The sequence below is a fragment of the Blastococcus sp. SYSU D00695 genome (genome assembly GCF_054050555.1).
Genome location: NZ_JBJGZP010000010.1, coordinates 50,149 through 73,213, shown reverse-complemented (window position 1 = coordinate 73,213; position 23,065 = coordinate 50,149). Strand labels below are relative to the sequence as shown.

The following is a 23,065-nucleotide window of genomic DNA, read 5'->3' as shown; positions in this document are numbered from 1 at the left end:
TACCGCCCGTTAGAACAGAGTGCGGCTCTCTTCCCCAAGCCGTCAGCGACACCAGCAGAGCCACAACCGAGGGAGAGCTCAGTGACCGAGACCGAGGACCGCCTGTCGGGCCGCACGCGTCGCACCGCCAAGGCGCCGGCGCGGGGGAAGGGCCTGAAGATCAAGCGGGTCTTCACCACCCCCGGTGCGCACCCGTACGACGAGGTGACCTGGGAGCGGCGCGACGTCGTCATGACCAACTGGCGCGACGGCTCGATCAACTTCGAGCAGCGCGGCGTGGAGTTCCCCGCCGAGTGGAGCATCAACGCCACCAACATCGTCACGACGAAGTACTTCCGCGGTGCCGTCGGCACGCCGCAGCGCGAGACCAGCCTGCGCCAGCTCATCGACCGGGTGGTGCTGACCTACGGCGCGGCCGGCCGCGAGCACGGCTACTTCGCCACCGAGGGCGACGCCGAGATCTTCGAGCACGAGCTGACCTGGATGCTGCTGCACCAGTACTTCAGCTTCAACTCGCCCGTGTGGTTCAACGTCGGCACGAGCGCCCCGCAGCAGGTCAGCGCCTGCTTCATCCTCGCCGTCGACGACGAGATGGACTCGATCCTCAACTGGTACCGCGAGGAGGGCCTGATCTTCAAGGGCGGCTCCGGCGCGGGCCTGAACCTCTCCCGCATCCGGTCCTCCAAGGAGCTCCTCTCCTCCGGCGGCACCGCTTCCGGCCCGGTCAGCTTCATGCGCGGTGCCGACGCGTCGGCCGGCACGATCAAGTCCGGTGGCGCCACCCGCCGCGCGGCCAAGATGGTCGTCCTCGACATCGACCACCCCGACATCGAGGAGTTCATCGAGACCAAGGCGCGCGAGGAGGACAAGATCCGCGCGCTGCGCGACGCCGGGTACGACATGGACCTCGGCGGCAAGGACATCACCAGCGTCCAGTACCAGAACGCCAACAACTCGGTCCGCGTCTCCGACGAGTTCATGCGTGCGGTCGAGGACAGCACGGAGTTCGGTCTGCGTGCGCGGATGGACGGCTCGGTCATCGAGACCGTCGACGCCAAGACCCTGTTCCGCAAGGTCACCCAGGCCGCCTGGGAGTGCGCCGACCCGGGCATCCAGTACGACGACACGATCAACGACTGGCACACCAACCCCGAGACGGGCCGGATCAACGCGTCCAACCCCTGCTCGGAGTACATGAGCCTGGACAACAGCTCGTGCAACCTGGCGTCGCTGAACCTCATGAAGTTCCTCAAGGACGACGGCACCTTCGACGCCAAGAATTTCGTCAAGGCCGTCGAGCTGGTCATCACGGCGATGGACATCTCCATCTGCTTCGCCGACTTCCCGACCGAGCCGATCGCCGAGACCACCCGCGCCTACCGGCAGCTGGGCATCGGCTACGCCAACCTCGGCGCGCTGCTGATGGCGACCGGCCACGCGTACGACTCGCGCGGCGGGCAGACGCTGGCCGCGGCCATCACCTCGCTGATGACCGGCACCGCCTACCGCCGCTCGGCCGAGCTGGCCGGCATCGTCGGGGCGTACGAGGGCTTCGCCCGCAACGCCGAGGCGCACGCCCGGGTCATGCGCAAGCACGCCGCCGCCAACGACGCGATCCGCCCGCTCGGTGCGGACGACGCCGACGTGCTGCGGGCCGCCACCGCCCAGTGGCAGGAGTGCCTGGAGATCGGCGCGGACAACGGCTGGCGCAACGCCCAGGCCTCCGTGCTGGCCCCCACCGGGACCATCGGCTTCATGATGGACTGCGACACGACCGGCATCGAGCCGGACTTCTCGCTGGTCAAGTTCAAGAAGCTGGTCGGCGGCGGCTCCATGCAGATCGTCAACCAGACCGTGCCGCGTGCGCTGCGCAGCCTGGGCTACCAGGACGAGCAGGTCGAGGCGATCGTCGAGTTCATCTCCGAGCACGGCCACGTCGTGAACGCCCCGAGCCTGCGCCCGGAGCACTACGAGGTCTTCGACTGCGCGATGGGCGAGCGGGCCATCTCCCCGATGGGCCACGTGCGGATGATGGCCGCGGTGCAGCCGTTCATCTCCGGCGCGATCAGCAAGACGGTCAACATGCCGGAGACGGCGACCGTCGAGGACGTCGAGAACATCTACTTCCAGGGCTGGAAGCTCGGCCTCAAGGCGCTGGCGATCTACCGCGACAACTGCAAGGTCGGCCAGCCGCTGTCCGACGGCAAGGGCAAGAACGACGGCGCCAAGGCCGGCACTGAGACGGTCGAGGCGGCCGCGCCCGCGGCGCTGTCCCACCCGGTCCGCAAGCGCCTGCCCAAGAAGCGGACGAGCCTGACGACGTCGTTCAGCGTCGCCGGCGCCGAGGGCTACATGACCGCCGGCATGTACGAGGACGGCAGCCTCGGCGAGGTCTTCCTCAAGCTCGGCAAGCAGGGCTCGACCCTGGCCGGTGTCATGGACGCCTTCTCGATCGGCATCTCGATCGCGCTGCAGCACGGTGTGCCGCTGGAGACCTACATCCAGAAGTTCACCAACATGCGCTTCGAGCCGGCCGGCATGACCGACGACCCGGACATCCGGATCGCCCAGTCGGTGATGGACTACATCTTCCGTCGCCTGGCGCTGGACCACCTGCCGGTGGACAAGCGGGCCAACCTGGGCATCTTCAGCGCCGAGGAGCGGGCCGCGCAGGTGTCGGGCTACGACACCCCCGCCTCGACCGCCGCGGTCGTCGAGGCGGAGGACGAGGTCGACGTCGAAGCGCTGCGCGGCTCCGTCCCGACCGAGACGCCCGTCAAGCCCGAGGCGCCGAAGAAGGACCTCAAGGAGGCCCACAGCTCCGCCGAGCTGCTGGAGCTGGTGACCGGGACCGCCACCGACGCGCCGCTGTGCATGACCTGCGGCACGAAGATGCGCCCGGCCGGCAGCTGCTACGTCTGCGAGGGCTGCGGCTCCACCAGCGGCTGCAGCTGACACCGGTGCTCGCCGGGACGTCCCGCGATCGACGCGGGACGCCCCGGTGAGCCCGTCGGGGCGTCCCTAGGAGCCGAGACCGGTTCCGGCGGGACGTCACCGGAGCCGACCGTCCGGTTCCGGCCGGCCGGCCGGCACCGCGGACTCCCGTCGCAGCCCTGAGCCCCACGACCGCCCCCGCCCTCCTCGGAGGACGGGGGCGGTCGTGTCCGGTCCGGCTCCCAGCGGACCGCGCGGGCCGGCCCTGCTCCCGGACCACCCCGGGCTCCCGCGGGAGACGGTCTCCGCGGGGAGACGTGGGCGCGGGAGGCGGGGTTCGCGGGAGACGGGGTTCGCGGGAGACGGGGTTCGCGGGAGACGGTGTCCGCGGGAGCCCGGCGCGGGGACGGTCGCCATCTACACTCCCGCGGTGCGCCAGGCGACCGACGACGGGCCGTTCTTCCACGGCACCAAGGCCGATCTGCAGGTCGGCGACCTGCTGACGGCGGGGTTCCGCTCGAACTACCGCCCCGAGATCGTCATGAACCACGTGTACTTCACCGCGCTCCGCGACGGCGCCGGCCTGGCCGCGGAGCTCGCCGCCGGCCCGGGTGCGCCGCGGGTCTACGAGGTCGTGCCCACCGGCCCGTTCGAGGACGACCCGAACGTGACCGACAAGAAGTTCCCGGGCAACCCCACTCGCTCCTACCGCAGCACCGCCCCGCTCCGGATCGTCGGTGAGGTGCCCGACTGGACACGCCTGACCCCAGAGGCGCTGCAGGCGTGGCGCGACCGGCTGGCCGCCATCCTCACCGTCGAGCGCGGCGAGATCATCAACTGACGGCGCAGCGCCGGCCGGGTCACTCCCCGGTGGACGCCGGGCCGCGGTGCGCGGACCGGCCGGCGTCCGGCGCCGCTCCGGTGCGCAGCAGCGGCAGCGCCCGCAGCGGGACCAGCCGCGACAGGACGACGACGCTGGTCGAGCGGACCACGCAGGAGGACCGGTCGAGCCGCACCAGCGTCCGCTGCAGCGCCTCGTGCGAGCTCGCGGCCACCCGGCAGAGCACGTCCCCGCGCCCGGTCGTCGCGTGCGCCTCGAGCACCTCCGGGATGTCCTCGAGGTCGCGCTGCACCTCGTCGACGGCGCCCTGCGCGATCTCCAGCGTCACGAACGCCTCGACGCCGAACCCCGCCGCGCGGACGTCGACCTCCGGCCCGTACCCGGTGACCACCCCGGCGTCCTCCATCCGCTGCAGCCGGGCCGACACCGTGCCCCGCGCGACGCCGGTGAGCCGGGCCAGCTCGAGCACCCCGGCCCGCCGGTGCTCGCGCATCGCCTCCAGCAGCGCCACGTCGAGCGCGTCCAGGGTGACGCCGTCCGCCATGTCCGCCTCCCGTCGAACTGGCCACCGCGACCAGCTCCCGACCCCGCCGGCTGGGCCGGCTGGGCAGCCGGCACACCTCCAGCGACGCCGGTTGCCCAGCAGCGTGGCCGGGTGTGTCCTGCACCACAAGACGCACTGCTCGACGGAGGGACCGGCATGACCCTGGAGCAGGAACTCGATGACGAGCGGGCCGCGGAGCTGGACCTCGAGCAGCTCCGGCGGCTGGTCGGCTGGGTCGAGCACGACCCCGCCGACGACCCGTTCCCCGTCGCCGGCTGGGACTCGCTCGTGTGGGTCGTCGGCAACGCCACCCAGACCGCGCACCACTTCCAGTCCGCGTACGGCATGGAGCTCATCGCCTACTCCGGCCCGGAGACCGGCAACCGCGACCACCTCGCCTACGTGCTGCGCTCCGGCGCGGCCCGCTTCGTGTTCACCGGCGCCTACGACCCCGCCAGCCCCCTCGCCGAGCGCCACCGGCGCCACGGCGACGGCATCGCCGACATCGCGCTGACGGTGCCCGACGTCGACCGCTGCATCGCCCACGCGGCCGCCACCGGCGCGACCGTCCTGGAGCAGCCGCACGACGTCACCGACGAGCACGGCACCGTCCGCACGGCCGCCATCGCCACCTACGGCGACACCCGGCACACCCTGGTCGACCGGTCCCGCTACACCGGCCCGCACCTGCCCGGCTACGTCGCCCGCACCTCCACCCACGTCCGCCGCCCCGGCGCCCCGCGGCGGCTGTTCCAGGCCATCGACCACGTCGTCGGCAACGTCGAACTCGGCGAGATGGACCGGTGGGTGGCCTTCTACAACCGTGTCATGGGCTTCACCAACCTCGCGGAGTTCGTCGGCGCGGACATCGCCACCGACTACTCAGCGCTGATGAGCAAGGTCGTGGCCAACGGCAACCACCGGGTGAAGTTCCCGCTCAACGAGCCGGCGCCGGGGAAGAAGCGCTCGCAGATCGACGAGTACCTGCAGTACCACGGCGGCCCCGGCGCCCAGCACGTGGCGCTGGCCACCGGCGACATCCTCGGCACCGTCGACGCACTGCGCGCCGAGGGCGTCGAGTTCCTCGCCACTCCGGACTGCTACTACGAGGACCCGGAGCTGCGGGCGCGGATCGGCGAGGTGCGGGTGCCGATCGGGGAGCTGCAGTCCCGCGGCATCCTGGTCGACCGCGACGAGGACGGCTACCTGCTGCAGATCTTCACCCGGCCGATCGGCGACCGGCCGACCGTCTTCCTCGAGCTGATCGAGCGGCACGGCTCCCTCGGGTTCGGCAAGGGCAACTTCAAGGCGCTGTTCCAGGCCATCGAGCGTGAGCAGGCGCGGCGCGGGAACTCCTAGGAGGAGCCGTGTTCGAGGAGGGGCAGCTCTACTCGCCGGTCGAGGTGGACGCCGCCGGTCGGGTCACCGTCCACCTGGCCCCGAACCACCCGGGGGGCGACGACGCCGCCTACCTCGCCCGCCGCGGGCAGATCGCCCGGGTCGCCCTCGACTGGCGGCCGGGGGAGCCGGTGCCCGCCGTGGAATACACCGACGAGGAGCACGAGGTCTGGCGCACCGTCTGCCGCGAGCTCACCGCCAAGCACCGGCGGCTGGCCCACTCGGCGTACCTGGCGGCCTGGGAGGACGTCGACCTGCCCACCGACCGGGTGCCGCAGCTGACCGAGGTGTCCGCCCGCGTCGGCGCCCGCACCGGGTTCACCTTCGACCCCGCGCCCGGGCTGGTGCCGCTGCGGCAGTTCTACGGCGCCCTCGCCGACCGCACCTTCCACTCCACCCAGTACCTGCGCCACCCCTCCCAGCCGCTGTACACGCCCGAGCCCGACCTGGTGCACGAGGTGATCGGGCACGGCGTCATGCTGGCCGCCCCGCCGTTCGCCGAGCTGCACCGGCTCACCGGTGAGGCGGCCCGCCGGCTGACCGACGAGGCGGCGCTCCGCTTCCTGGCCAAGGTCTTCTGGTTCTCCTGCGAGTTCGGCGTCGTCGTCGAGCACGGCGAGCTGCGCTGCTACGGCGCCGGCCTGCTGTCCTCCTACGGCGAGATCGAGCAGTTCCGCTCCGCCGACGTCCGCGCCCTGGACCTGCTCGCGATGGGCACCGCCGAGTACGACATCACCCACTTCCAACCGGTGCTCTACCGCGCGGAGTCGCTGCAGCACCTGCTCGACGTGGTCGGCGGGTTCTTCGCCGGGATGGACGACGAGACGCCCCGGCGCCTGGCGGCGGCCGCGCCCGCCTGACCGCCGCCCCGACCGCCCCGTTTGGCGGGTCGGCGCACCGGCTAGGGGGCGACGGCGCCGGGACCCCGGTGCGACGCCGACGCCGACGGGAGCCAGATGGCCGCGACACCGGGACCGAGCGCGCTGTGGCTGGTGCGGCACGGGGAGAGCCAGGGCAACCTCGCCGACGCCGCCGCCGGGGAGAGCGGGGCGGCGCGGCTGGAGCTCGACGTCCGCGACCCCGACGTCCCGCTGTCGGACACCGGGCGCCGCCAGGCCGAGGCGGTCGGCGCGTGGCTGCGCGAGCTGCCCGACGCGCAGCGGCCCACCGTGCTGCTGAGCTCGCCGTTCACGCGGGCGGCCGACACCCTGCGCATCGCCGTCGAGACCGCCGGGATCGACCTGCCGGTGCGCAGCGACGAGCGGCTGCGCGAGCGCGACTTCGGCGCCTTCGACGGCATGACCGGCGCCGGCATCCGCGCCGAGTACCCGGCCGAGGCCCACCGCCGCGACCTGCTCGGCAAGTTCTACTACCGCCCGCCGGGCGGCGAGAGCTGGGCCGACGTCGCCATGCGGATCCGCGCCGTGCTGCTCGAGGCGCGCCTGGACCACCCGGGGGAGCGGCTCCTCGTGACCTCCCACCAGGCCGTGGTGATGGTCTTCCGCTACGTGCTGGAGGAGCTCACCGAGCGCCAGCTGCTGGACCTGGACAAGCAGGAGCGCATCGCCAACTGCTCGATCACCCGCTACGAGGCCGGCGACGACGGCGTCCTGGCGCTGGTGGAGGCCAACGCCGTGGACCACCTGACCCGCCGCGACGAGGCCGTCACCGAGGAGGAGCCGGTGCCCGGGGAACCCGGCGTCGGCGCCGTGGCCGGTGGCCGTGGCTGACGGTCCCGGGCCGCAACTGGTCACCCCGCAGCTGCTGCGCCGCTGGCCGCTGCCCTCGCCCACCGGCGGCAAGGAGTCCCGCGGCCGCATCCTGATCGTCGGCGGCAGCGCCGAGGTCCCCGGCGCGGTCCTGCTCGCGGCCGAGGCCGCGATGCGCGCGGGCGCCGGCAAGCTCCAGGTGGCGACGGCGGCCAGCGTCGCCAGCACCCTCTCGGTGGCGCTGCCCGAGGCGCTGGTGCGCGCCCTGCCCGAGACCGACAGCGGTGCCCTGGCCGCCGAGGGCGTCGATCGGCTGGAGGAGCTGGCCGCCGGCGCCTCCGCCGTCCTCGTCGGCCCGGGCATGACCGACGTCGAGGAGGCGCAGCGGCTCACCGACCGGCTGCTGCCGCAGCTGCGCTGCCCGGTCGTCCTGGACGCCCTCGGCATCGCCAGCGTCACCGCGGACGCCGGGTGCCTCGGCGGGCTGGACGGGCGCGCCGTCCTCACCCCCAACCCGACCGAGCTGGCGCTGACGCTGCACCGCGACGAGGACGAGATGGAGGCCGACCTCGCCGGCGCCGCGCGGGAGCTGGCGCGGGCCACGGGCGTCACGGTCGCCGTCGGCGGCGTCGTGTCCTGGATCGCCTCCCCGGGCGGGGACGTGTGGCGCGACGAGAGCGGCGGGGCCGGGCTCGGCGTCTCCGGCTCCGGCGACGTCCGCGCCGGGGTGACGGCCGGGCTGCTGGCCCGCGGCGCCGAGCCCGACCAGGCCGCGGTCTGGGCCGCGCACCTGCACGGGCGCGCGGGGGAGCGGCTGGCCGCCGCGGTCGGCGGGCTCGGCTTCCTCGCCCGCGAGCTGCCGGCGGAGATCCCGCGCGTGCTCGCCGAGATCGAGATCTGAGGGGGACGCCTCAGCCGGCGGCCGGCCGCACCGTGGCGGTGACCATCGGGTGCACCTCGGCGGTCAGCCGCCCGGAGCGGACGGCGGGGTCACCCTCCCGGACCCCCTCGGCCTCGGCGGGGTCGTCGACCTCGAGCAGGCCCAGCCCCCAGGCGCCGGCCGGCTCGACGACCGGGCCGAAGGCGACGGCGGTGCCGCCGGTCAGCAGGCCCTGCCAGTAGGCGGCGTGCTCGGCCATGACCGCCGCCTCCTCCTCGGACATCGTGAAGGCGAAGTCCGGGCGGGGCGGCAGGAGCTTGTAGAGGAAGTACTGCTTGCCGGTCACGGGAGCTCCTCCTCGGGTGCGGCGGTCCGCCGGGCGACATCCAACGCCCGCGCCCCGCGCCGCGTCCAGGGGCCGGTGAGCCGGTGAGGTCCCGGTCACCAGCGGTGAGCGTCGTCCCCGGCGCGGCGGCTCGCGGACGGATACGTCCTGTTCACCGGATCCGGCGGCGGTGCGTAGGGTGACTCTCCGCAGCCTCGGCACGCCCGCCACCGGGTCGGGCCGGGCGCTGCGCGCGGCGCGGGAGGGGAGTCCGACCACCCCGACCACCGCCGGCCCCCGGGAGGGGGCAGGACGCGGCCCGCCGGAGGCGGCGTCCCGCCGGGCGCGCTCCCGCGCCCGCCCCGAGGCCGCGGTCGGACGGAGAGGACGAGCCCACCATGAGCCACCGCCCCGCCCCCGCGTCGACCCCGTGCCCGTCCGCCGCCTCCGGGCCCCCGGCGCGCCGGACCGGTGCCTGTCGGACCCCCCTGGAAGGGTGAGGGTTCCGGACCGGTCGGGTCCAGATCGGTCAGGTCCGACCGCGGACGCGCCGATGGAGACGGCGACAGCAGGACGGCGAGACGGGAGAGCGGGCGTGGCTGAGACGACGGTGGCCCCCCGGGGGCCGCTCGTGCACGACAACCGCCCGGGTGCCGTCGCGCCGGACGCCCCGGTGCCGGGCGCCCGCCGCTCCTGGCTGCGCAGCGCGACGGGGCTGACCTGGTGGTCGGAGGTGCTGCTGCTCGCGGCGCTGTACGGGATCTACTCGCTGGTCCGCAACAGCGTCGGGGACGTGAGCGTCGTCGCCTTCCGCAACGCGGGCGCGATCCTGCACCTCGAGGACGCCTGGGACTTCGCGGTGGAGCGGGGGCTCAACGACTGGGTGCAGGGCTCCGGCGTGCTGGCCGCGCTGGTCGCGCTGCACTACGCCACGCTGCACTTCATCGTCACCCCCGCGGTCCTGGTCTGGCTCTACCGCCGCCGCCGCGAGCAGTACCGCCTGGTCAGCGCGACGCTGATGGCCACCACCGCCGTGGCGTTGCTGGGCTTCTACCTCCTGCCCACCGCTCCGCCGCGGCTGCTCCCGCACGAGGGCTTCGTCGACGTGATGAGCCAGACGGCGAGCTGGGGCTGGTGGCCGTCCTCGGGCGCGCCCGCCAGCGACGCGATCAGCAACCAGTTCGCGGCCATGCCGTCGCTGCACTGCGCGTGGGCCCTGTGGTGCGGGATCGTGCTGGCGGTCATGGTGCGCCGCACGTGGGTGCGCGTCCTCGGCGTCCTCTACCCGCTCAGCACCTTCTTCGTGGTGATGGGCTCGGGAAACCACTTCGTGCTCGACGTGGTGGCCGGCGCGGGCCTGCTGCTGCTGGTGGGCGGCGCGGTGCTGATCGGGCACCGGCAACTGCAGAACCGGCGGCTGGTGTCGCTGACCGCCTGACGCCCGCCCGGGTGCCGTGTCCGGGCCCACGGTCCGGGAGCCGGGCACGCCGTGTCCGGACCAACCGGAACGGCCCGTCCTCGCCTAGGCTGGCCGGGCGGCGCTGACGAGCCCCCTCACGGGGGCGTCCGGCGCCGCGCGCGGGCGGGGCCGGCCGACGTCCCCACCCGGGACCGGGTCCTCCCAGCCGGCTACGCCCGGCGGTGCACCGCTCGCGGTGGGTGTCACGCGCCTCCGGGGCGCCGGACCCGAGGGGGCCAGCCTCCCGGTTCCGGGGTGCGTGTCCGGGCAGCCGGCACGGACACGAGGACCGAGCAGAGGGAGTGGGCGTGACCGAGACCGTCGCGGGCAGCGACACCCGGGCGACCGGGGACCTGGCCGACCGTCCGGACGCGTCCGCGCCGCTCGCACCGCCCGCACCGGCGGCGCCGCCCGCACCGGCGGCGCCGTCGGCGGTCCGCGCACGCCTGACGCGGTTCGTGTGCGGCTCGGGTGGCCTCCCGTGGTGGTTCGAGGTCGTCCTCCTCTACGGCCTCTACCGCTTCTACTCGGTGATCCGCAACGGCGTCGGCTGGGAGGCCCGGACCGCCGCCTACGCCAACGGCCGCGACATCCTGGCGTTCGAGGACTCCCTGTACCTGTCGGTGGAGCGCACCCTCAACGCGTGGGTGAGCGACTCGTGGTTCCTCTCGGGCGCGATGGCGCTGCACTACGCCACGCTGCACTTCTACGTGACGCCGATCGTGATGATCTGGGTGTACCGCCGGCGCCGGGCCGCCTACCGGATGGTCAGCTCCGTGTGGGTGGGGACGACGTTCTTCGCGCTCGTGGGCTTCTACCTGCTGCCGACCGCGCCGCCCCGCCTCATGGACGGCGAGGGCTTCGTCGACGTCATGCGCGAGACCTCGACGTGGGGCTGGTGGGCCACCTCCGGCGCGCCCGGCCCCGACACGATCAGCAACCAGTTCGCCGCCATGCCCTCGCTGCACTGCGCCTGGGCGGCGTGGTGCGGCATCACGGTGTACCTGCTGGTCCGCCGCACCTGGGTGCGCGTCCTGGCGGTGCTCTACCCGCTGAGCACCTTCGTGGTCGTCATGGGCACGGGCAACCACTACCTGCTCGACATCGTCGCCGGCGTCGCCCTGCTGGCGCTGGTCGGCGCGGTCCTGCACCTGGGCACCCGCCACCTGCGCGCCCGGCGGCCGGCCGGCCGGCAGCCCGCCGCCCGGCAGGCGCCGGCCACCGCCGCGTGACCGCCGTCGCGGGCGTCCCCGGGGGCGGCCCGCGGGGCGCGCGGTCGCGGTTCCTGCTGGCCGGGCCGCTGCTGGCCACGCTGGCGGGCGTCGCCGTCGTCTGGCTGCTGGACTCCCCGGTCGCCGACCTGCAGGCGGCCATCGCGCGGGAGCAGGCGGCCGGCGCGGGGGTCGGGCTCACCTACTGGTTCGGCTGGTACGGGGGCGTCTCACCCGGCAGCTACTCGTTCGTGGTCCCGCTGCTGTCGCAGCTGGTCGGGTCCACCGGCCTGCTCTTCCTCGCCTCGCTGGCCGTGGTGGCCGCGGCGTACCCGCTGTCCCGCGGCACCGCGCACCCGGTGCTGTTCCGCTGGGCGGTGGCCGCCGGGGTCGTGAGCAACATGGCCTCGGGCCGGGTGGCCTTCGCCGTCGGGGCCGCGCTCGCCCTGGCCGGCGTGCTGGCGGTCCGGGCCGGGCGGCCGGTCCCCGGTGCCGTGGCGCTGGCCGCGTCCGGCCTGGCCAGCCCCCTGGTGCCGGCGTTCGCCGGGCTCGCCGCGGTCCCGCTGCTGCTGGCCGGCAACCGCTCGCGGCCGGTGCTCGCCACGCTCGCGGGGGCCACGGTCGGCGTCGTCGTCCCGTACGTGCTGTTCGGTGCGCCGGGCTTCCAGCCGTTCCCGCTCACCACGCTGATCTGGTGCGGCGCCGTGGCGCTGGGGGCCTACCCGGCGCTGCACGGCCGGCCGCAGCGCTGGCTGGTGCCGCTGGCCGCCGTCACCGCGGTCGTGCTGTTCCTCGTGCCGACCGGCGTCGGCTCCAACCTCGGCCGGTTCTCCTACCTCGTGCTGCCGTGCCTGGTCCTGGCCTGGAGCGCCTGGAGCCGGTGGCGCGTCCTCCTCGCGCTGCTGCCCGCGGCCGCCTGGATGGTCTACGCGGGCGTCACCGACCAGGTCACGGCCATCGACACGGGCTACACCGCCGCGGACTACGCGCCGCTGCGCGACGCGCTCGCGGCGCTGCCCGACCTCGACGGGCACCGGGTCGAGCTGCTCGACAACACCTCGCACGCCGGCTCGCACGAGCTGGGGCCCGACATCGCGCTGGCGCGCGGCTGGGAGAACCAGACCGACGCCCGCTACAACGAGGTGCTCATCGAGCCGCACGCGGTCGACGCCCCGGGCTACCGCGCGTGGCTGGACGACAACGCCGTCGCCTACGTCGCGGTCGCGGCGCAGCCCCTGGACAACGTGCGCACCCGGTCCGAGCTCCGGCTGGTGCGCGCCGGCCTGCCCTACCTCACCGAGGTCTGGTCCGACCGCAACTGGACGCTCTACCGGGTCGCGGACCCCACGCCGATCGTCCCGGCGCCGCTGACCCTGGTGGAGACCACGCCGGCGCGGATGGTCGTCGACGTCCCCGACACCGGCACCCACGAGATCCGGGTGCGCGCCAGCCGCTACCTGGTGGCGCACGGCCTCGACGACCCGGCGACCGTGGCCTGCCTGGGCGCGACCGGTGCCGGCTGGGTCCAGCTGCGGGTCCCCGTCCCGGGCCGCTACGTGCTGGAGGGCGAGCTCACCGTGTCCACCGTGCTGGGCGAGGCGCCGGAGGGCTGCGGCTGACCGGTCCGGCCGGCGCCCCGCGACGGCGGGGGCGCCCGGGTGCTACGAACACGGGAGCGGGCCGGACGGCGACCGGGGAGGGAACGGCGTGGACCTGGACGACGTCGCCGACGCGCTGTACGCGGTGCCGCCCGAGCAGTTCGTCGCGGCCCGCACGGCGCGGGTCGACGAGGCGAGGGCGGCGGGGGACCGGCCGCTGGCCACGGCGATCGGCGGGCTGGCCAAGCCCTCGACGGCGGCCTGGGTGGTCAACCTGCTCGTGCGCGCGCACCGGGACGAGATCCGGTCGCTGGTCGAGCTGGGCGGCCTGCTGCGCGAGGCGCAGGAGTCCCTGGCCGGGGACCAGCTCCGCGAGCTGAACACCCAGCGCGGCCGGCTGCTGTCCGCGCTGACCCGCCAGGCCGCGGCCGGCGCCCGGGAGCACGGGGCGACGGTGAGCTCCGCGGTCTCCGGGCAGGTCGAGGACACGCTGCGCGCCGCGATGGCCGACCCGGCCGCCGGCGAGGCCGTGCTGGCCGGCCGGCTCACCTCGCCGCTGTCCTACAGCGGGATGGGCGGCGTCACCGGCATCCGCCCCGCGCTGCGCGTCGTCCCCGAGCCGGCGGCCGAGCCACCGCGCCGGGGTCGGCGGGCGGACGGCGGGGCGGCGGGCGGCGGCGAGGCGGCCGGCGACCGCCGCGCCCGCGAGGAGGAGCGGCGCCGGGAGCGCGAGGAGGCCGCGCGCCGTGCCGCGGAGGAGCGGCACCGGCGCGAGGTGGCCGAGGCGCGCGAGGAGGCCCGGGCCGCCGCGGCGCTGGCCGAGGAGACCGCCGAGCGCGCCGCGCAGGAGCGGGAGCGGGCCGACGCGCTGGCCGCCCGCGAGGAGGAGCTGCGCGCCCGCGTCGACGCGCTGACCGCCGAGCTCGCCCGGGCGGAGGAGGAGGCCGGGGAGGTCGCCGCCGAGCTGCGCCGGGCGCAGCGGCACCGCACGACCGCCGAGCGGCAGGCCCGCGACGCGGCCGCCGCCCGCGACCGCGCCGAGGCCCACCTGGGCGAGCTCGCGGACGGCGGCTGACCCCGCCCCCGTGCAGGGGCGCGGTCGCGCACGGGGCGGCCGGTCAGCCCATGGTCTTCTGGCCGTCGAGGGACTCGCGCAGGATGTCCGCGTGCCCGGCGTGCTGGGCGGTCTCGGCGACGATGTGCAGGAACACCCGGCGGGCCGAGCGGCGCGCACCCGGCTCGAACCACGGCGCGGGCGGCAGCGGGTGGTCCGCGTCCAGGTCGGGCAGCGTCGCGACCAGCGCGTCGGTGCGGGCGGCCACCTCGTCGTAGTGGGCGAGGACGTCGGCCAGCGTCTCGCCGTCGGCCAGGTGCCACTCGGCCTGCCAGCGGGCCATCTGCTCGGCGTCGTCGGGTCCGGCCATCGCGGACGTGCCCTGCTCGATGAAGTCCGCCCAGCTGCTCTCCGTGTGCGCGACGTGCTTGACCAGCCCGCCGAGGGTGAGCTCGCTGACGGTGGTGCGCTGCCGGGCCTGCTCCTCGGTGAGCCCCTGCACGGTGAAGCGGAGGAAGAAGCGGTGGGCGCGCAGGGTCTCCAGGATGTCGGCGCGCTCGCGGGTCAGGGTGCTCGTCTCCGTGGTGCTGCTCATGGCGTCCGCCTTCCGTCGTCGGGATCCGATGGGAGGAGCCTGTCGGCGATCGGTGTCAGATCCTGGCCGCGATGGCGGAGACTCTGGGATCGTGGCCGACACCGGGAACCGCACGCTCCGACTGCTGTCGCTGATGCAGGACCGCCGGCACTGGGCGGGGCCGGACCTCGCCGACCGGCTGGGCGTCTCGCTGCGCACCCTGCGCCGGGACGTCGAGCGGCTGCGCGACCTCGGCTACCCCGTGGAGGCCAGCCCCGGCGTCTCCGGCGGTTACCGGCTGGCGCCCGGCGCGTCCCTGCCCCCGCTGGTGCTCGACGACGAGGAGGCCGTCGCGCTCACCGTCGGGCTGCAGGCCGCGGCGCAGGCGGCCGTGACCGGCATGGCGGAGTCGTCGGTGCGGGCGCTGGCGAAGGTCGTGCCGGTGCTCCCGCCGCGGCTGCGCCGCCGGGTGGACGCGCTGGCCGCGGCCACCGTCGCCGTCCCGTGGGACACGGGCGACGGCAGCGTGGACGCCGCCGTCCTCACCACGGTCGCGCAGGCCTGCCGCGACACCGTGCGGCTGGCCTTCGACTACACCTCCGGGGCCGGGGAGCGCTCCGAGCGGCTCGTCGAGCCCTTCCGGCTGGTCCCGCTGCGCCGCCGCTGGTACCTCGTGGCCTTCGACACCGGCCGGGGCGACTGGCGCACGTTCCGCCTCGACCGGGTGGCCGGGCCGCGGGCCACCGGCGCCCGCTTCGCGCCCCGCCGGCTCCCGGCCGACGACGTGGTCGCCTTCGTGCAGGCCGGCCTCGGCATGCGGCCGGGGACGCCGGTGACCGCGCTGGTCCGGGCCCCGGCCGCCGAGGTCCGCGCCCGGATCGGCCGCTGGGCCACCGTCACCGACGACGGTGCGGGCGGCGCCCGGGTGTCGATGGAGTCCGACGCGCTGGAGTGGGCGGTGTTCGCCCTGGGGACGACGGAGGCGGAGTTCACCGTCCTCGAACCGCCGGAGCTCCTCGACCGGCTGCGGGGCTGGGGCGAGCGCTTCCTCCGGGCTGCGGGCCCGGCGGCACCTGCCTAGCGTGCAGGGCATGGGGGCGGCGGTCGGGAGCGGGCAGGCGTGACCGAGCACGGGCACCGGGTCGCGGTGGTCACGGGGTCGGAGTCCGGGATCGGGCGCGCGGTCGCGGTGGCGCTCGCCGAGCAGGGGCACGACGTCGGGGTCACCTGGTACCGGGACGAGGCGGCCGGGCGGGCCACGGTCGAGCAGGTGCGGTCGCTGGGGCGGCGGGCCGAGCTGCGCCGGCTGGACCTGACCCGGCTGCCCGCGGCCGCCGACGTGGTGGACGAGCTCGCCGACGCCCTGGGCGGCCTCGACGTCCTGGTGAACGACGCGGGCACCGGGCACCGCACGCCGCTGCTGGAGCTGGACCTCGCCACGTGGCGGGAGGTGCTGGCCACCGACCTGGACGGCGCGTTCCTGTGCCTGCAGCGGGCGGCGCGGCGGATGGTGGCCGGCGGCCGCGGCGGGCGGATCGTCAACGTCACCAGCGTGCACGAGGTCGCCCCGCGGGTGGGCGCCGCCGCCTACTGCGCGGCCAAGGGCGGCCTCGGGCTGCTGACGAAGGTGGCCGCGCTGGAACTGGCCGAGCACGGCATCACGGTCAACGCGGTCGCGCCGGGGGAGATCGCCACCGCGATGACCGGGCAGGAGGACGAGGACCCGACTGCTCCCGGGCACGAGCGGCCGGGCGTGCCGCTGCGCCGTCCCGGGGACGCCCGGGAGGTCGCCGCCGTGGTGGCGTTCCTCGCCTCGCCGGCGGCCGGGTACGTCACCGGCGCCTCGTGGGCGGTCGACGGCGGGATGCTGCAGATGGGGCCGATGGCCGGCTCCCACCTGCGCCGGGACGACTGGCGTCGCGGCTGAGCGTGCGGGGACGCCGTCAGCGGACGCGGGCCCGCTTGGCCCGGTAGAGCTCCTCGTCGGCCCGGCGCAGCAGCTCGTCGAGCGTGTCCCCGGGCCGCGCGGTGGCCAGGCCCAGCGACCACGGCGCCGGGTGGCCGGCACGCAGCCGGCCGACCAGCTCGGCGCTCGCCTGGGCGCCGGTGCCCGGCAGGCACAGGACGAACTCGTCGCCGCCGTAGCGGCCGAGCAGGTCCGCGCCGCGCAGCTCGCGTGCCCACGCGGAGGCCAGCCCGCGCAGCAGCTCGTCGCCGGCGGAGTGCCCGTCCTGGTCGTTGACCTCCTTGAAGTGGTCGAGGTCCAGGACCGCGACGGTGAGCTGCTCGCCGGTGCGCTGGCTGTGCGCCAGGCTGCGCGCCGCCTGCTCCTCCCAGCTGCGCCGGTTGGCGAGGCCGGTGAGCGGGTCGGTGCCGGCGGCGTGCCGCAGGCGGGCGGAGATCCGCAGCTGCGCCTCGCTGAGTGCGACGACGGTGGTGACGGCGGTGATCCACGGGGCGGCGATGCCCGAGGGCACCGCGGCGAGGGCGCCGGCGGTGGCGGCCGACAGCAGCAGGAGGACGTGCAGCCGCGCGGCCCGCGCCGGCAGGAAGTGACCGGCGAAGACGCCGACGGCGACCATCGCCGGGCCCAGGCCGACGACGCCCGCGGCCGTGACCGACTGCCAGGCGAGCACGCCGACGAGCAGGCCGACGACGGCCAACGCGGTGTGCACGGCGTGGTCGGACAGGACGTCGCGGCGCAGCCAGAGCACCCCCGACGACCAGAGCCCGACGACGGACAGGACCCCGAGCAGGGCGACCGGCGTCTGCGGGGACATCGGCCACAGCGCGCCGAGGGCGCACAGCAGCCCGCTCACGCCGTAGAGCAGCGCCAGCAGCGACCCCGCGGTGCTGCGGTCTCCGTGCACGGTCCCTCCTCTCCCGCCTCGACCTCGTCGACGACGTCATCGACCGGTGGGGGGACGTGCTGCAGCGCCCGCGCCCCCCTCCACCCCGACGGGGGAGTCAGCCGGTGAGTTCCGTGGGGACGGCGATGACGTCGACCATCGCGCCGTTGCGGTGCACCGTCACCGGCAGCGGGGAGCCGATGGCGTCGGCGAACAGCAGCCGCTGCAGGGTCTGCGCCTCGGCGACGGGGGAGCGGCCCGCCTCAAGCACCAGGTCGCCGGCGTGCAGCCCGGCCCGGGCGGCGGGTGAGCCGGGGACGACGTCGACGACCCGCAGGCCCCGGCGCCGGCCGGTGCGGGCGGCGAGGTCCGCCGGCAGCGGGGCGGGGGTGCTGATGACGCCGAGGTAGGCCCGGCGCACCCGCCCGTCGGCGACCAGCGCGGCGAGGATGCGCCGCGTCGTCTCGTTGACCGGCACCGCCAGGCCCAGCCCCCAGCCGGCGACGGCGGTGTTGATGCCGACCACCCGCCCGGCCGAGTCCGCCAGCGCCCCGCCGGAGTTGCCCGGGTTCAGGGCGGCGTCGGTCTGGATGACGTCCTCGACCACGCGCGCGGTCCGCCCGTCGCGGGTGGGCAGCGAGCGGCCCAGCCCGCTGACCACGCCGGCGGTGACCGAGCCGGCGAGCCCGAGCGGGTTGCCGACCGCGACCACGAGCTGGCCGACGCGCAGCCGCGCGGCGTCGCCCAGCTGCGCGGGGGCCGGCACCGCGGCCCGGGCGTGGACCACCGCGAGATCGGAGAGCGGGTCGGCGCCGACCACGTCGACGTCGGCCTCGGTGCCGTCGGAGAACACCGCGCGGCCGGTGCGGGCGCGGCCGACCACGTGCGCGTTGGTCACGAGCAGCCGGTCGCCGGGGACGACGACGGCCGACCCCGCGCCCCCGCGGACGGCGAGGGCGGCCACGTGCGGCGCGAGCTCCTCGGCGACCGCGGTGACGGTGGTGGAGTACGCGTCCAGCGCGGTGGTGTCCGGGTCCACGGCGGCCTCCCTCGGGGTCCCATTCGTCCGATTACACGGTTACCGCCCCAGTGAACGCCCGTCCGGGGCCGTCGCGCCGTCGCTTCGCCGAGGGCGGACACCGCCGAGATACTGGCCGGGTGAGCAGCCGCGACCCGTCCCGCCCGGCCCGGTGACGACCTCCACCGCCGGGGGGCGGGCGGCCGCCGGCCGGGCCTGGGCGGAGCTGCGCCCCCGGCTGGCCGTCGAGGCCGGCGCGGTCCTGGGGGAGGAGGCCGACGCGTTCCTGGCCCGCGCCGACGGTGCGCTGCTCGACGTGCACGAGCCGCTGGCCGTCCTCTACGGGGACCGGGCGGACGCGCTGCTGGAGCGGGCGCTGCGCGTCGTGCTGGCCGCGGCGGCCGACCGACCGGCGCAGCTGCGCCGGCTGGACCGCCGCCGGGAGATCGACCCCGGCTGGTTCCAGCGCGCCCGGGTGCAGGGCTACGTCTGTTACGTCGACCGGTTCTGCGGCACCCTCGACCGGCTTCCGGGCCACCTCGACCACCTGGCCGGGCTCGGCACCACCTACCTGCACCTGATGCCGCTGCTGCGCCCGCGCGAGGGCGAGAACGACGGCGGCTACGCCGTCGCCGACCACCGCTCGGTCGACCCGCGGCTGGGCACGATGGCCGACCTCGAGGCGGTCGCCGCGGCGCTGCACGAGCGGGACATGAGCCTGTGCATCGACCTGGTGGTCAACCACACCGCGCGCGAGCACCGGTGGGCGCAGGGCTGGCTGGCCGGCGACCCGGCGTACGCGGGCTTCTACTCCGCCTTCCCCGACCGGACCGTGCCCGACGCCTACGACGCGACGATCCCCGAGGTGTTCCCCGACCGGGCGCCCGGCTCGTTCACGTGGGTGCCCGAGGCGCTCGGCGGCGCCGGCGGCTGGGTGTGGACGACGTTCTGGCCCTACCAGTGGGACCTGGACTACACCAACCCCCAGGTCACCCTCGCGATGCTCGGCGAGATCACCTGGCTGGCCAACCGGGGCGTCGACGTCTTCCGGATGGACGCCGTCCCGTTCCTGTGGAAGCGGCTGGGCACCACGTGCCAGAACCAGCCCGAGGGGCACACCCTCCTGCAGCTGCTGCACGCGCTGACCCGGCTGGCCGCCCCCGGGGTGGTGTTCAAGGCCGAGGCCATCGTCGCGCCCGACGACCTGGTGCCCTACCTCGGCGGCCACGACCGGTACCGGCCCGAGTGCGAGCTGGCCTACCACAACTCGCTCATGGTGCTGCTGTGGAGCGCGCTGGCCGAGCAGGACGTGCGGCTGGCCCGGCAGGCGCTGGGCCGGATGCGGCCGATCCCGCCGGAGACCACCTGGGTGACCTACGTGCGCGGGCACGACGACATCGGCTGGGCGGTGACCGACGCCGACGCCGCGGCGGTGGGGCTGGACGGGTTCGCGCACCGGCGGTTCCTGAACGACTTCTACTCCGGCCGGTTCCCCGGCTCGTTCGCCCGCGGCGAGCTCTTCCAGGAGAACGAGGCCACCGGCGACGCGCGGATCTCCGGCTCCACCGCCTCGCTGTGCGGCATCGAGGCGGCGCTGGAGGCGGGGGACGACGCCGCGCTGGAGGCCGGGATCCGCCGGCTGGTGCTGCTGTACTCCGTCGTCTACGCGTGGGGCGGGATCCCGCTGCTGTACATGGGCGACGAGCTGGCGCTGCGCAACGACCGCGGCTACCTCGCCGACCCCGCCCGCGCCCCGGACAACCGGTGGCTGCACCGGCCGCCGATGGACTGGGCCGCGGCCGCCCGGGCCGCCGACCCGGCGACGCCGGAGGGGCGCGTGCTGGCCGCCGTCCGCCGGCTGGGGGAGGTGCGCCGGTCGCTGGTGGCGCTGCGCGGCGGGGTGGAGCCGCAGCTGCTGGACGCCGGCGACGACGGCGTGCTGGCCTGGCGGCGCCGGCACCCCCGCGGCGGGGCCTTCGTCGGGCTGGCCAACGTGGCACCCGGCCCGCGGGCGGTCGACGCCGACACCGTGACCGGGTTCGGGGCCCTCGCCTGGGTGCACGGCAGCGACGGCCCCCTGGTCGTGCGCGACGGGCGGGTGGTCGTCCCCGGCCTCGGCTTCGCCTGGTTCGCCGAGCCCTGACCGGCGGGCCCGACGGGACCGGCGCGGTCGCCGCGCCCGTGGTCGCCGGGGCCGCCGCCGGCTGACCGAGGGGGTGTCCGGCGCTGCCCGCCCGGGTACCGGCACGCCATGACCTCACGCCCCCTCGCCGTCGTCACCGGCGCCTCCAGCGGCATCGGGCTCGAGCTCGCCCGCCAGTTCGCCGGCCACGGGTTCGACCTCATCGTCAACGCCGAGGACGGCGAGCTGGCCGCCGCCGCCGACCAGCTGCGCGCCGAGGGCGTGGACGTGGCCGCCGTCCGGACCGACCTGCGCACCCCCGACGGCGTGGCGGGCCTCTACGCCGCCGTCGTCGCCACCGGCCGGCCCGTCGCCGCCGTGGCCCTCAACGCCGGCGTCGGCAAGGGCGGGGCGTTCGTCGACAACCCGATCGAGGACGAGCTGGCGATCATCGACCTGAACGTCACGGCCACCTACCGCCTGGCCAAGCTGTTCGTGCGGGACATGGTCGCCCGCGGCGAGGGGCGGGTGCTGTTCACCTCGTCGATCGCCTCCACCATGCCCGGGCCCTACCAGGCGGTCTACAACGCCTCGAAGTCCTTCGTCCAGTCGCTGGCGGAGGCGCTGGCCACCGAGCTGCGCGACACCGGCGTCACGGTCACGTCGCTGATGCCCGGTCCGACCGACACCGAGTTCTTCGAGCGCGGCGACCTGATGGACACCAAGCTCGGCCAGGGTCCCAAGGACGACCCGGCCCAGGTGGCGGCGCAGGGGTTCGAGGCGCTCATGGCCGGCCGGGACAAGGTGGTCGCCGGGTCGCTGCTGACGAAGGCGCAGGCGGCGGCCAACAGCGTGCTGCCCGACAAGCTCAAGTCCGCCGGGCACGCGAAGATGGCCGAGCCCGGCTCGGCCTGACCGGCCGCCGACGACGAACGGCGCACCACCCCGGGCGGGGTGGTGCGCCGTTCGTCGTGCGGGGCGCCTCAGGCGGACTGGCGTTCGGTGACGTCCTCGTCCGCGGCGGCCTCGGCCGTGCCGCGCCCGGTCTTGGACGCCGAGAACCCCGGCCCCAGCTCCTCGAGCGCCAGCCGGCCGTAGACCTGCTGCTGGGTGGCGACCCGCTGGGAGCGGCCGCGGCCCAGGAAGCTGATCAGCCAGTGAAAGACGGTCGTGAGCCGGCTCTTGAAGCCGACGATGTACATGAGGTGCACGACCAGCCACAGCACCCAGGCGATGAAGCCCTCGAACTTGAACTTCCCGATGTCGGCGACCGCCGAGAACCGGGAGATGGTCGCCATCGAGCCCTTGTCGAAGTAGCGGAAGGGCTTCTGGGCGGGCTTGCCCTGGATGCGGTCGACGATCGCCTTCGCGGCGTACTTGCCGCCCTGGATGGCGACCTGGGCGACGCCGGGGAGCTTGTCCAGGCTCATCATGTCGCCGACGACGTGCACCTCGGGGTGCCCGGGCAGGGTGAGGTCGGGCTGCACGGTGACGCGGCCGGCGCGGTCCACCTCGGCGCCGGCCTGCTCGCCGAGCATCCGGCCCAGCCCCGACGCCTGCACGCCCGCGGCCCAGATCTTGGTCGCGGCCTCGATGCGGCGGACCTGCCCGTCGCCGTCCTTGACCTCCAGGCCGAGGGCGTCGACGTCGGTGACCATCGCGCCCAGCTGGACCTCGACGCCGATGCCGTTGAGCTGCCGGCGGGCGCGGTCGCCCAGCTTCTCGCCGAAGGACGGCAGCACCTTGGGCGCGGCGTCGAGCAGGATGATCCGCGCCTGCGTCGGGTCGATCCTGCGGAAGTCGCGGCGCAGCGTGCGGCGGGCGAGCTCGGCGATCTGGCCGGCCATCTCCACACCGGTGGGCCCGGCGCCGACGACCACGAAGGTCATCAGCCGGTCCATCTCCTCCTGCGAGGTGGCGAGCTCCGCGAGCTCGAAGGCCCCGAAGATCCGGCCGCGCAACTCCAGGGCGTCGTCGATGCTCTTCATGCCGGGCGCGTGCTCGGCGAACCGGTCGTTGCCGAAGTACGACTGGCCGGCGCCGGCGGCGACGATCAGCTCGTCGTAGGGGTGCACGGTGGTGCGCCCGAGCACGGTCGAGGTCACCGTGCGGGCGGCCAGGTCGATGTCGACGACCTCGCCGAGCACCACCGTGGCGTTCTTCTGGTGGCGCAGGATCTCGCGCGTGGCCGGGGCGATCTCGCCCTCGGACAGGATCCCGGTGGCCACCTGGTACAGCAGCGGCTGGAACAGGTGGTGGGTGGTCTTGCCGACGATCGTGACGTCGACCGGCGCGCGCTTGAGGGCCTTGGCGGCGAAGAGCCCACCGAAGCCCGTGCCGACGATGACGACGCGCGGCCGCCCGGACGTGCTGGTCGATGCGGTGCTCTCGCCCGTCTGGGAAACCGTTCGTGCTGTCGTCATGATGACTCCATCATCCCATCGCTCCTCGGGGCCCGCCCGCCTGCAGCGCGAGCGACCTAGGACACATTCCCGGGCGCTGTACCCGCTCCGGCGCCGCTCACCCGGCCGGGCCGCATCGCATCCGGC

The 23,065-nt window shown here is 75.3% G+C and carries 20 protein-coding genes; 14 read left to right on the top strand and 6 right to left on the bottom strand.

The genetic code is table 11. The annotated features are described in order from the left end of the window. Positions 1-81: 81 nt before the first annotated feature. Positions 82-2,955, top strand: coding sequence for a vitamin B12-dependent ribonucleotide reductase (locus ACI781_RS08970; protein WP_456565742.1), 2,874 nt, complete (start codon positions 82-84; stop codon positions 2,953-2,955). A gap of 409 nt (positions 2,956-3,364) precedes the next feature. Beyond that, positions 3,365-3,775, top strand: coding sequence for an NAD(+)--rifampin ADP-ribosyltransferase (arr, locus tag ACI781_RS08965; RefSeq protein ID WP_456565741.1), 411 nt, complete (start codon positions 3,365-3,367; stop codon positions 3,773-3,775). A 19-nt stretch (positions 3,776-3,794) separates the two neighbouring features. Here arr and ACI781_RS08960 read toward each other — a convergent pair whose 3' ends face one another. Further along, positions 3,795-4,319 carry an Lrp/AsnC family transcriptional regulator gene (locus ACI781_RS08960; RefSeq protein WP_456565740.1) on the bottom strand — a complete coding sequence of 175 codons (525 nt, stop codon included), beginning with the start codon at positions 4,317-4,319 and terminating at the stop codon, positions 3,795-3,797. Between the two features lie 156 nt (positions 4,320-4,475). On the opposite strand from ACI781_RS08960, the gene hppD reads away from it, so the two are divergent. The 4 genes from hppD to ACI781_RS08940 all read left to right on the top strand — a co-directional run bounded on the left by hppD (position 4,476) and on the right by ACI781_RS08940 (position 8,327). After that, positions 4,476-5,678: a 4-hydroxyphenylpyruvate dioxygenase gene (gene hppD, locus ACI781_RS08955; RefSeq protein WP_456565739.1), complete on the top strand. Its 1,203-nt coding sequence runs from the start codon at positions 4,476-4,478 to the stop codon at positions 5,676-5,678. A gap of 8 nt (positions 5,679-5,686) precedes the next feature. Beyond that, positions 5,687-6,577 carry a phenylalanine 4-monooxygenase gene (locus ACI781_RS08950; protein WP_456565738.1) on the top strand — a complete coding sequence of 297 codons (891 nt, stop codon included), beginning with the start codon at positions 5,687-5,689 and terminating at the stop codon, positions 6,575-6,577. Between the two features lie 96 nt (positions 6,578-6,673). Beyond that, a complete protein-coding gene (locus ACI781_RS08945) occupies positions 6,674-7,447 on the top strand; it encodes a histidine phosphatase family protein (RefSeq protein WP_456565737.1) in 774 nt (257 codons plus the stop codon). Further along, on the top strand, positions 7,440-8,327 hold the full coding sequence (locus ACI781_RS08940) for an NAD(P)H-hydrate dehydratase (RefSeq protein WP_456565736.1): 888 nt from the start codon (positions 7,440-7,442) through the stop codon (positions 8,325-8,327). The genes ACI781_RS08945 and ACI781_RS08940 overlap by 8 nt, the downstream gene beginning before the upstream one ends. Before the next feature lie 10 nt (positions 8,328-8,337). Here the strand turns inward: ACI781_RS08940 and ACI781_RS08935 are convergent, their stop codons facing one another. Beyond that, positions 8,338-8,652, bottom strand: coding sequence for a YciI family protein (locus ACI781_RS08935; RefSeq protein WP_456565735.1), 315 nt, complete (start codon positions 8,650-8,652; stop codon positions 8,338-8,340). Between the two features lie 574 nt (positions 8,653-9,226). Between ACI781_RS08935 and ACI781_RS08930 the strand changes: the two genes are divergently transcribed. The 4 genes from ACI781_RS08930 to ACI781_RS08915 all read left to right on the top strand — a co-directional run bounded on the left by ACI781_RS08930 (position 9,227) and on the right by ACI781_RS08915 (position 13,974). Next, entirely contained in the window at positions 9,227-10,069 is an 843-nt protein-coding gene (locus tag ACI781_RS08930; protein WP_456565734.1) for a phosphatase PAP2 family protein, read from the top strand. A 329-nt stretch (positions 10,070-10,398) separates the two neighbouring features. Beyond that, the gene (locus ACI781_RS08925) at positions 10,399-11,322 is read left to right on the top strand and encodes a phosphatase PAP2 family protein (RefSeq protein WP_456565733.1); all 924 of its coding nucleotides are present in this window, start codon (positions 10,399-10,401) and stop codon (positions 11,320-11,322) included. Next, positions 11,319-12,920 (top strand): hypothetical protein, encoded by a 1,602-nt coding sequence (locus ACI781_RS08920; protein WP_456565732.1) that lies wholly within the window; start codon positions 11,319-11,321, stop codon positions 12,918-12,920. Before ACI781_RS08925 ends, ACI781_RS08920 begins: the two co-directional genes overlap by 4 nt. 88 nt (positions 12,921-13,008) lie before the next feature. Further along, the gene (locus ACI781_RS08915; protein WP_456565731.1) at positions 13,009-13,974 is read left to right on the top strand and encodes a hypothetical protein; all 966 of its coding nucleotides are present in this window, start codon (positions 13,009-13,011) and stop codon (positions 13,972-13,974) included. A gap of 43 nt (positions 13,975-14,017) precedes the next feature. Here ACI781_RS08915 and ACI781_RS08910 read toward each other — a convergent pair whose 3' ends face one another. Then, the gene (locus tag ACI781_RS08910) at positions 14,018-14,548 is read right to left on the bottom strand and encodes a DinB family protein (RefSeq protein WP_456565730.1); all 531 of its coding nucleotides are present in this window, start codon (positions 14,546-14,548) and stop codon (positions 14,018-14,020) included. Positions 14,549-14,639: 91 nt separating this feature from the next. Between ACI781_RS08910 and ACI781_RS08905 the strand changes: the two genes are divergently transcribed. Continuing rightward, positions 14,640-15,608: a helix-turn-helix transcriptional regulator gene (locus ACI781_RS08905; protein WP_456565729.1), complete on the top strand. Its 969-nt coding sequence runs from the start codon at positions 14,640-14,642 to the stop codon at positions 15,606-15,608. A gap of 39 nt (positions 15,609-15,647) precedes the next feature. Then, on the top strand, positions 15,648-16,454 hold the full coding sequence (locus ACI781_RS08900; protein ID WP_456565728.1) for an SDR family oxidoreductase: 807 nt from the start codon (positions 15,648-15,650) through the stop codon (positions 16,452-16,454). Between the two features lie 16 nt (positions 16,455-16,470). Here the strand turns inward: ACI781_RS08900 and ACI781_RS08895 are convergent, their stop codons facing one another. Both ACI781_RS08895 and ACI781_RS08890 read right to left on the bottom strand, forming a co-directional pair. Then, entirely contained in the window at positions 16,471-17,397 is a 927-nt protein-coding gene (locus ACI781_RS08895) for a GGDEF domain-containing protein (protein WP_456565727.1), read from the bottom strand. A 97-nt stretch (positions 17,398-17,494) separates the two neighbouring features. Next, entirely contained in the window at positions 17,495-18,415 is a 921-nt protein-coding gene (locus ACI781_RS08890) for a S1C family serine protease (protein WP_456565726.1), read from the bottom strand. A 151-nt stretch (positions 18,416-18,566) separates the two neighbouring features. Here ACI781_RS08890 and ACI781_RS08885 point away from each other — a divergent pair, with 151 nt between their 5' ends. Both ACI781_RS08885 and ACI781_RS08880 read left to right on the top strand, forming a co-directional pair. Continuing rightward, positions 18,567-20,537, top strand: a complete 1,971-nt coding sequence (locus ACI781_RS08885; protein WP_456565725.1) for an alpha-amylase family protein — start codon at positions 18,567-18,569, stop codon at positions 20,535-20,537. Positions 20,538-20,645: 108 nt separating this feature from the next. Next, complete coding sequence (locus ACI781_RS08880) at positions 20,646-21,431, top strand: SDR family NAD(P)-dependent oxidoreductase (protein ID WP_456565724.1); 786 nt, start codon at positions 20,646-20,648, stop codon at positions 21,429-21,431. 68 nt (positions 21,432-21,499) lie between these two features. Here ACI781_RS08880 and ACI781_RS08875 read toward each other — a convergent pair whose 3' ends face one another. Then, positions 21,500-22,939, bottom strand: coding sequence for an NAD(P)/FAD-dependent oxidoreductase (locus ACI781_RS08875; RefSeq protein ID WP_456565723.1), 1,440 nt, complete (start codon positions 22,937-22,939; stop codon positions 21,500-21,502). Positions 22,940-23,065: the final 126 nt, after the last annotated feature.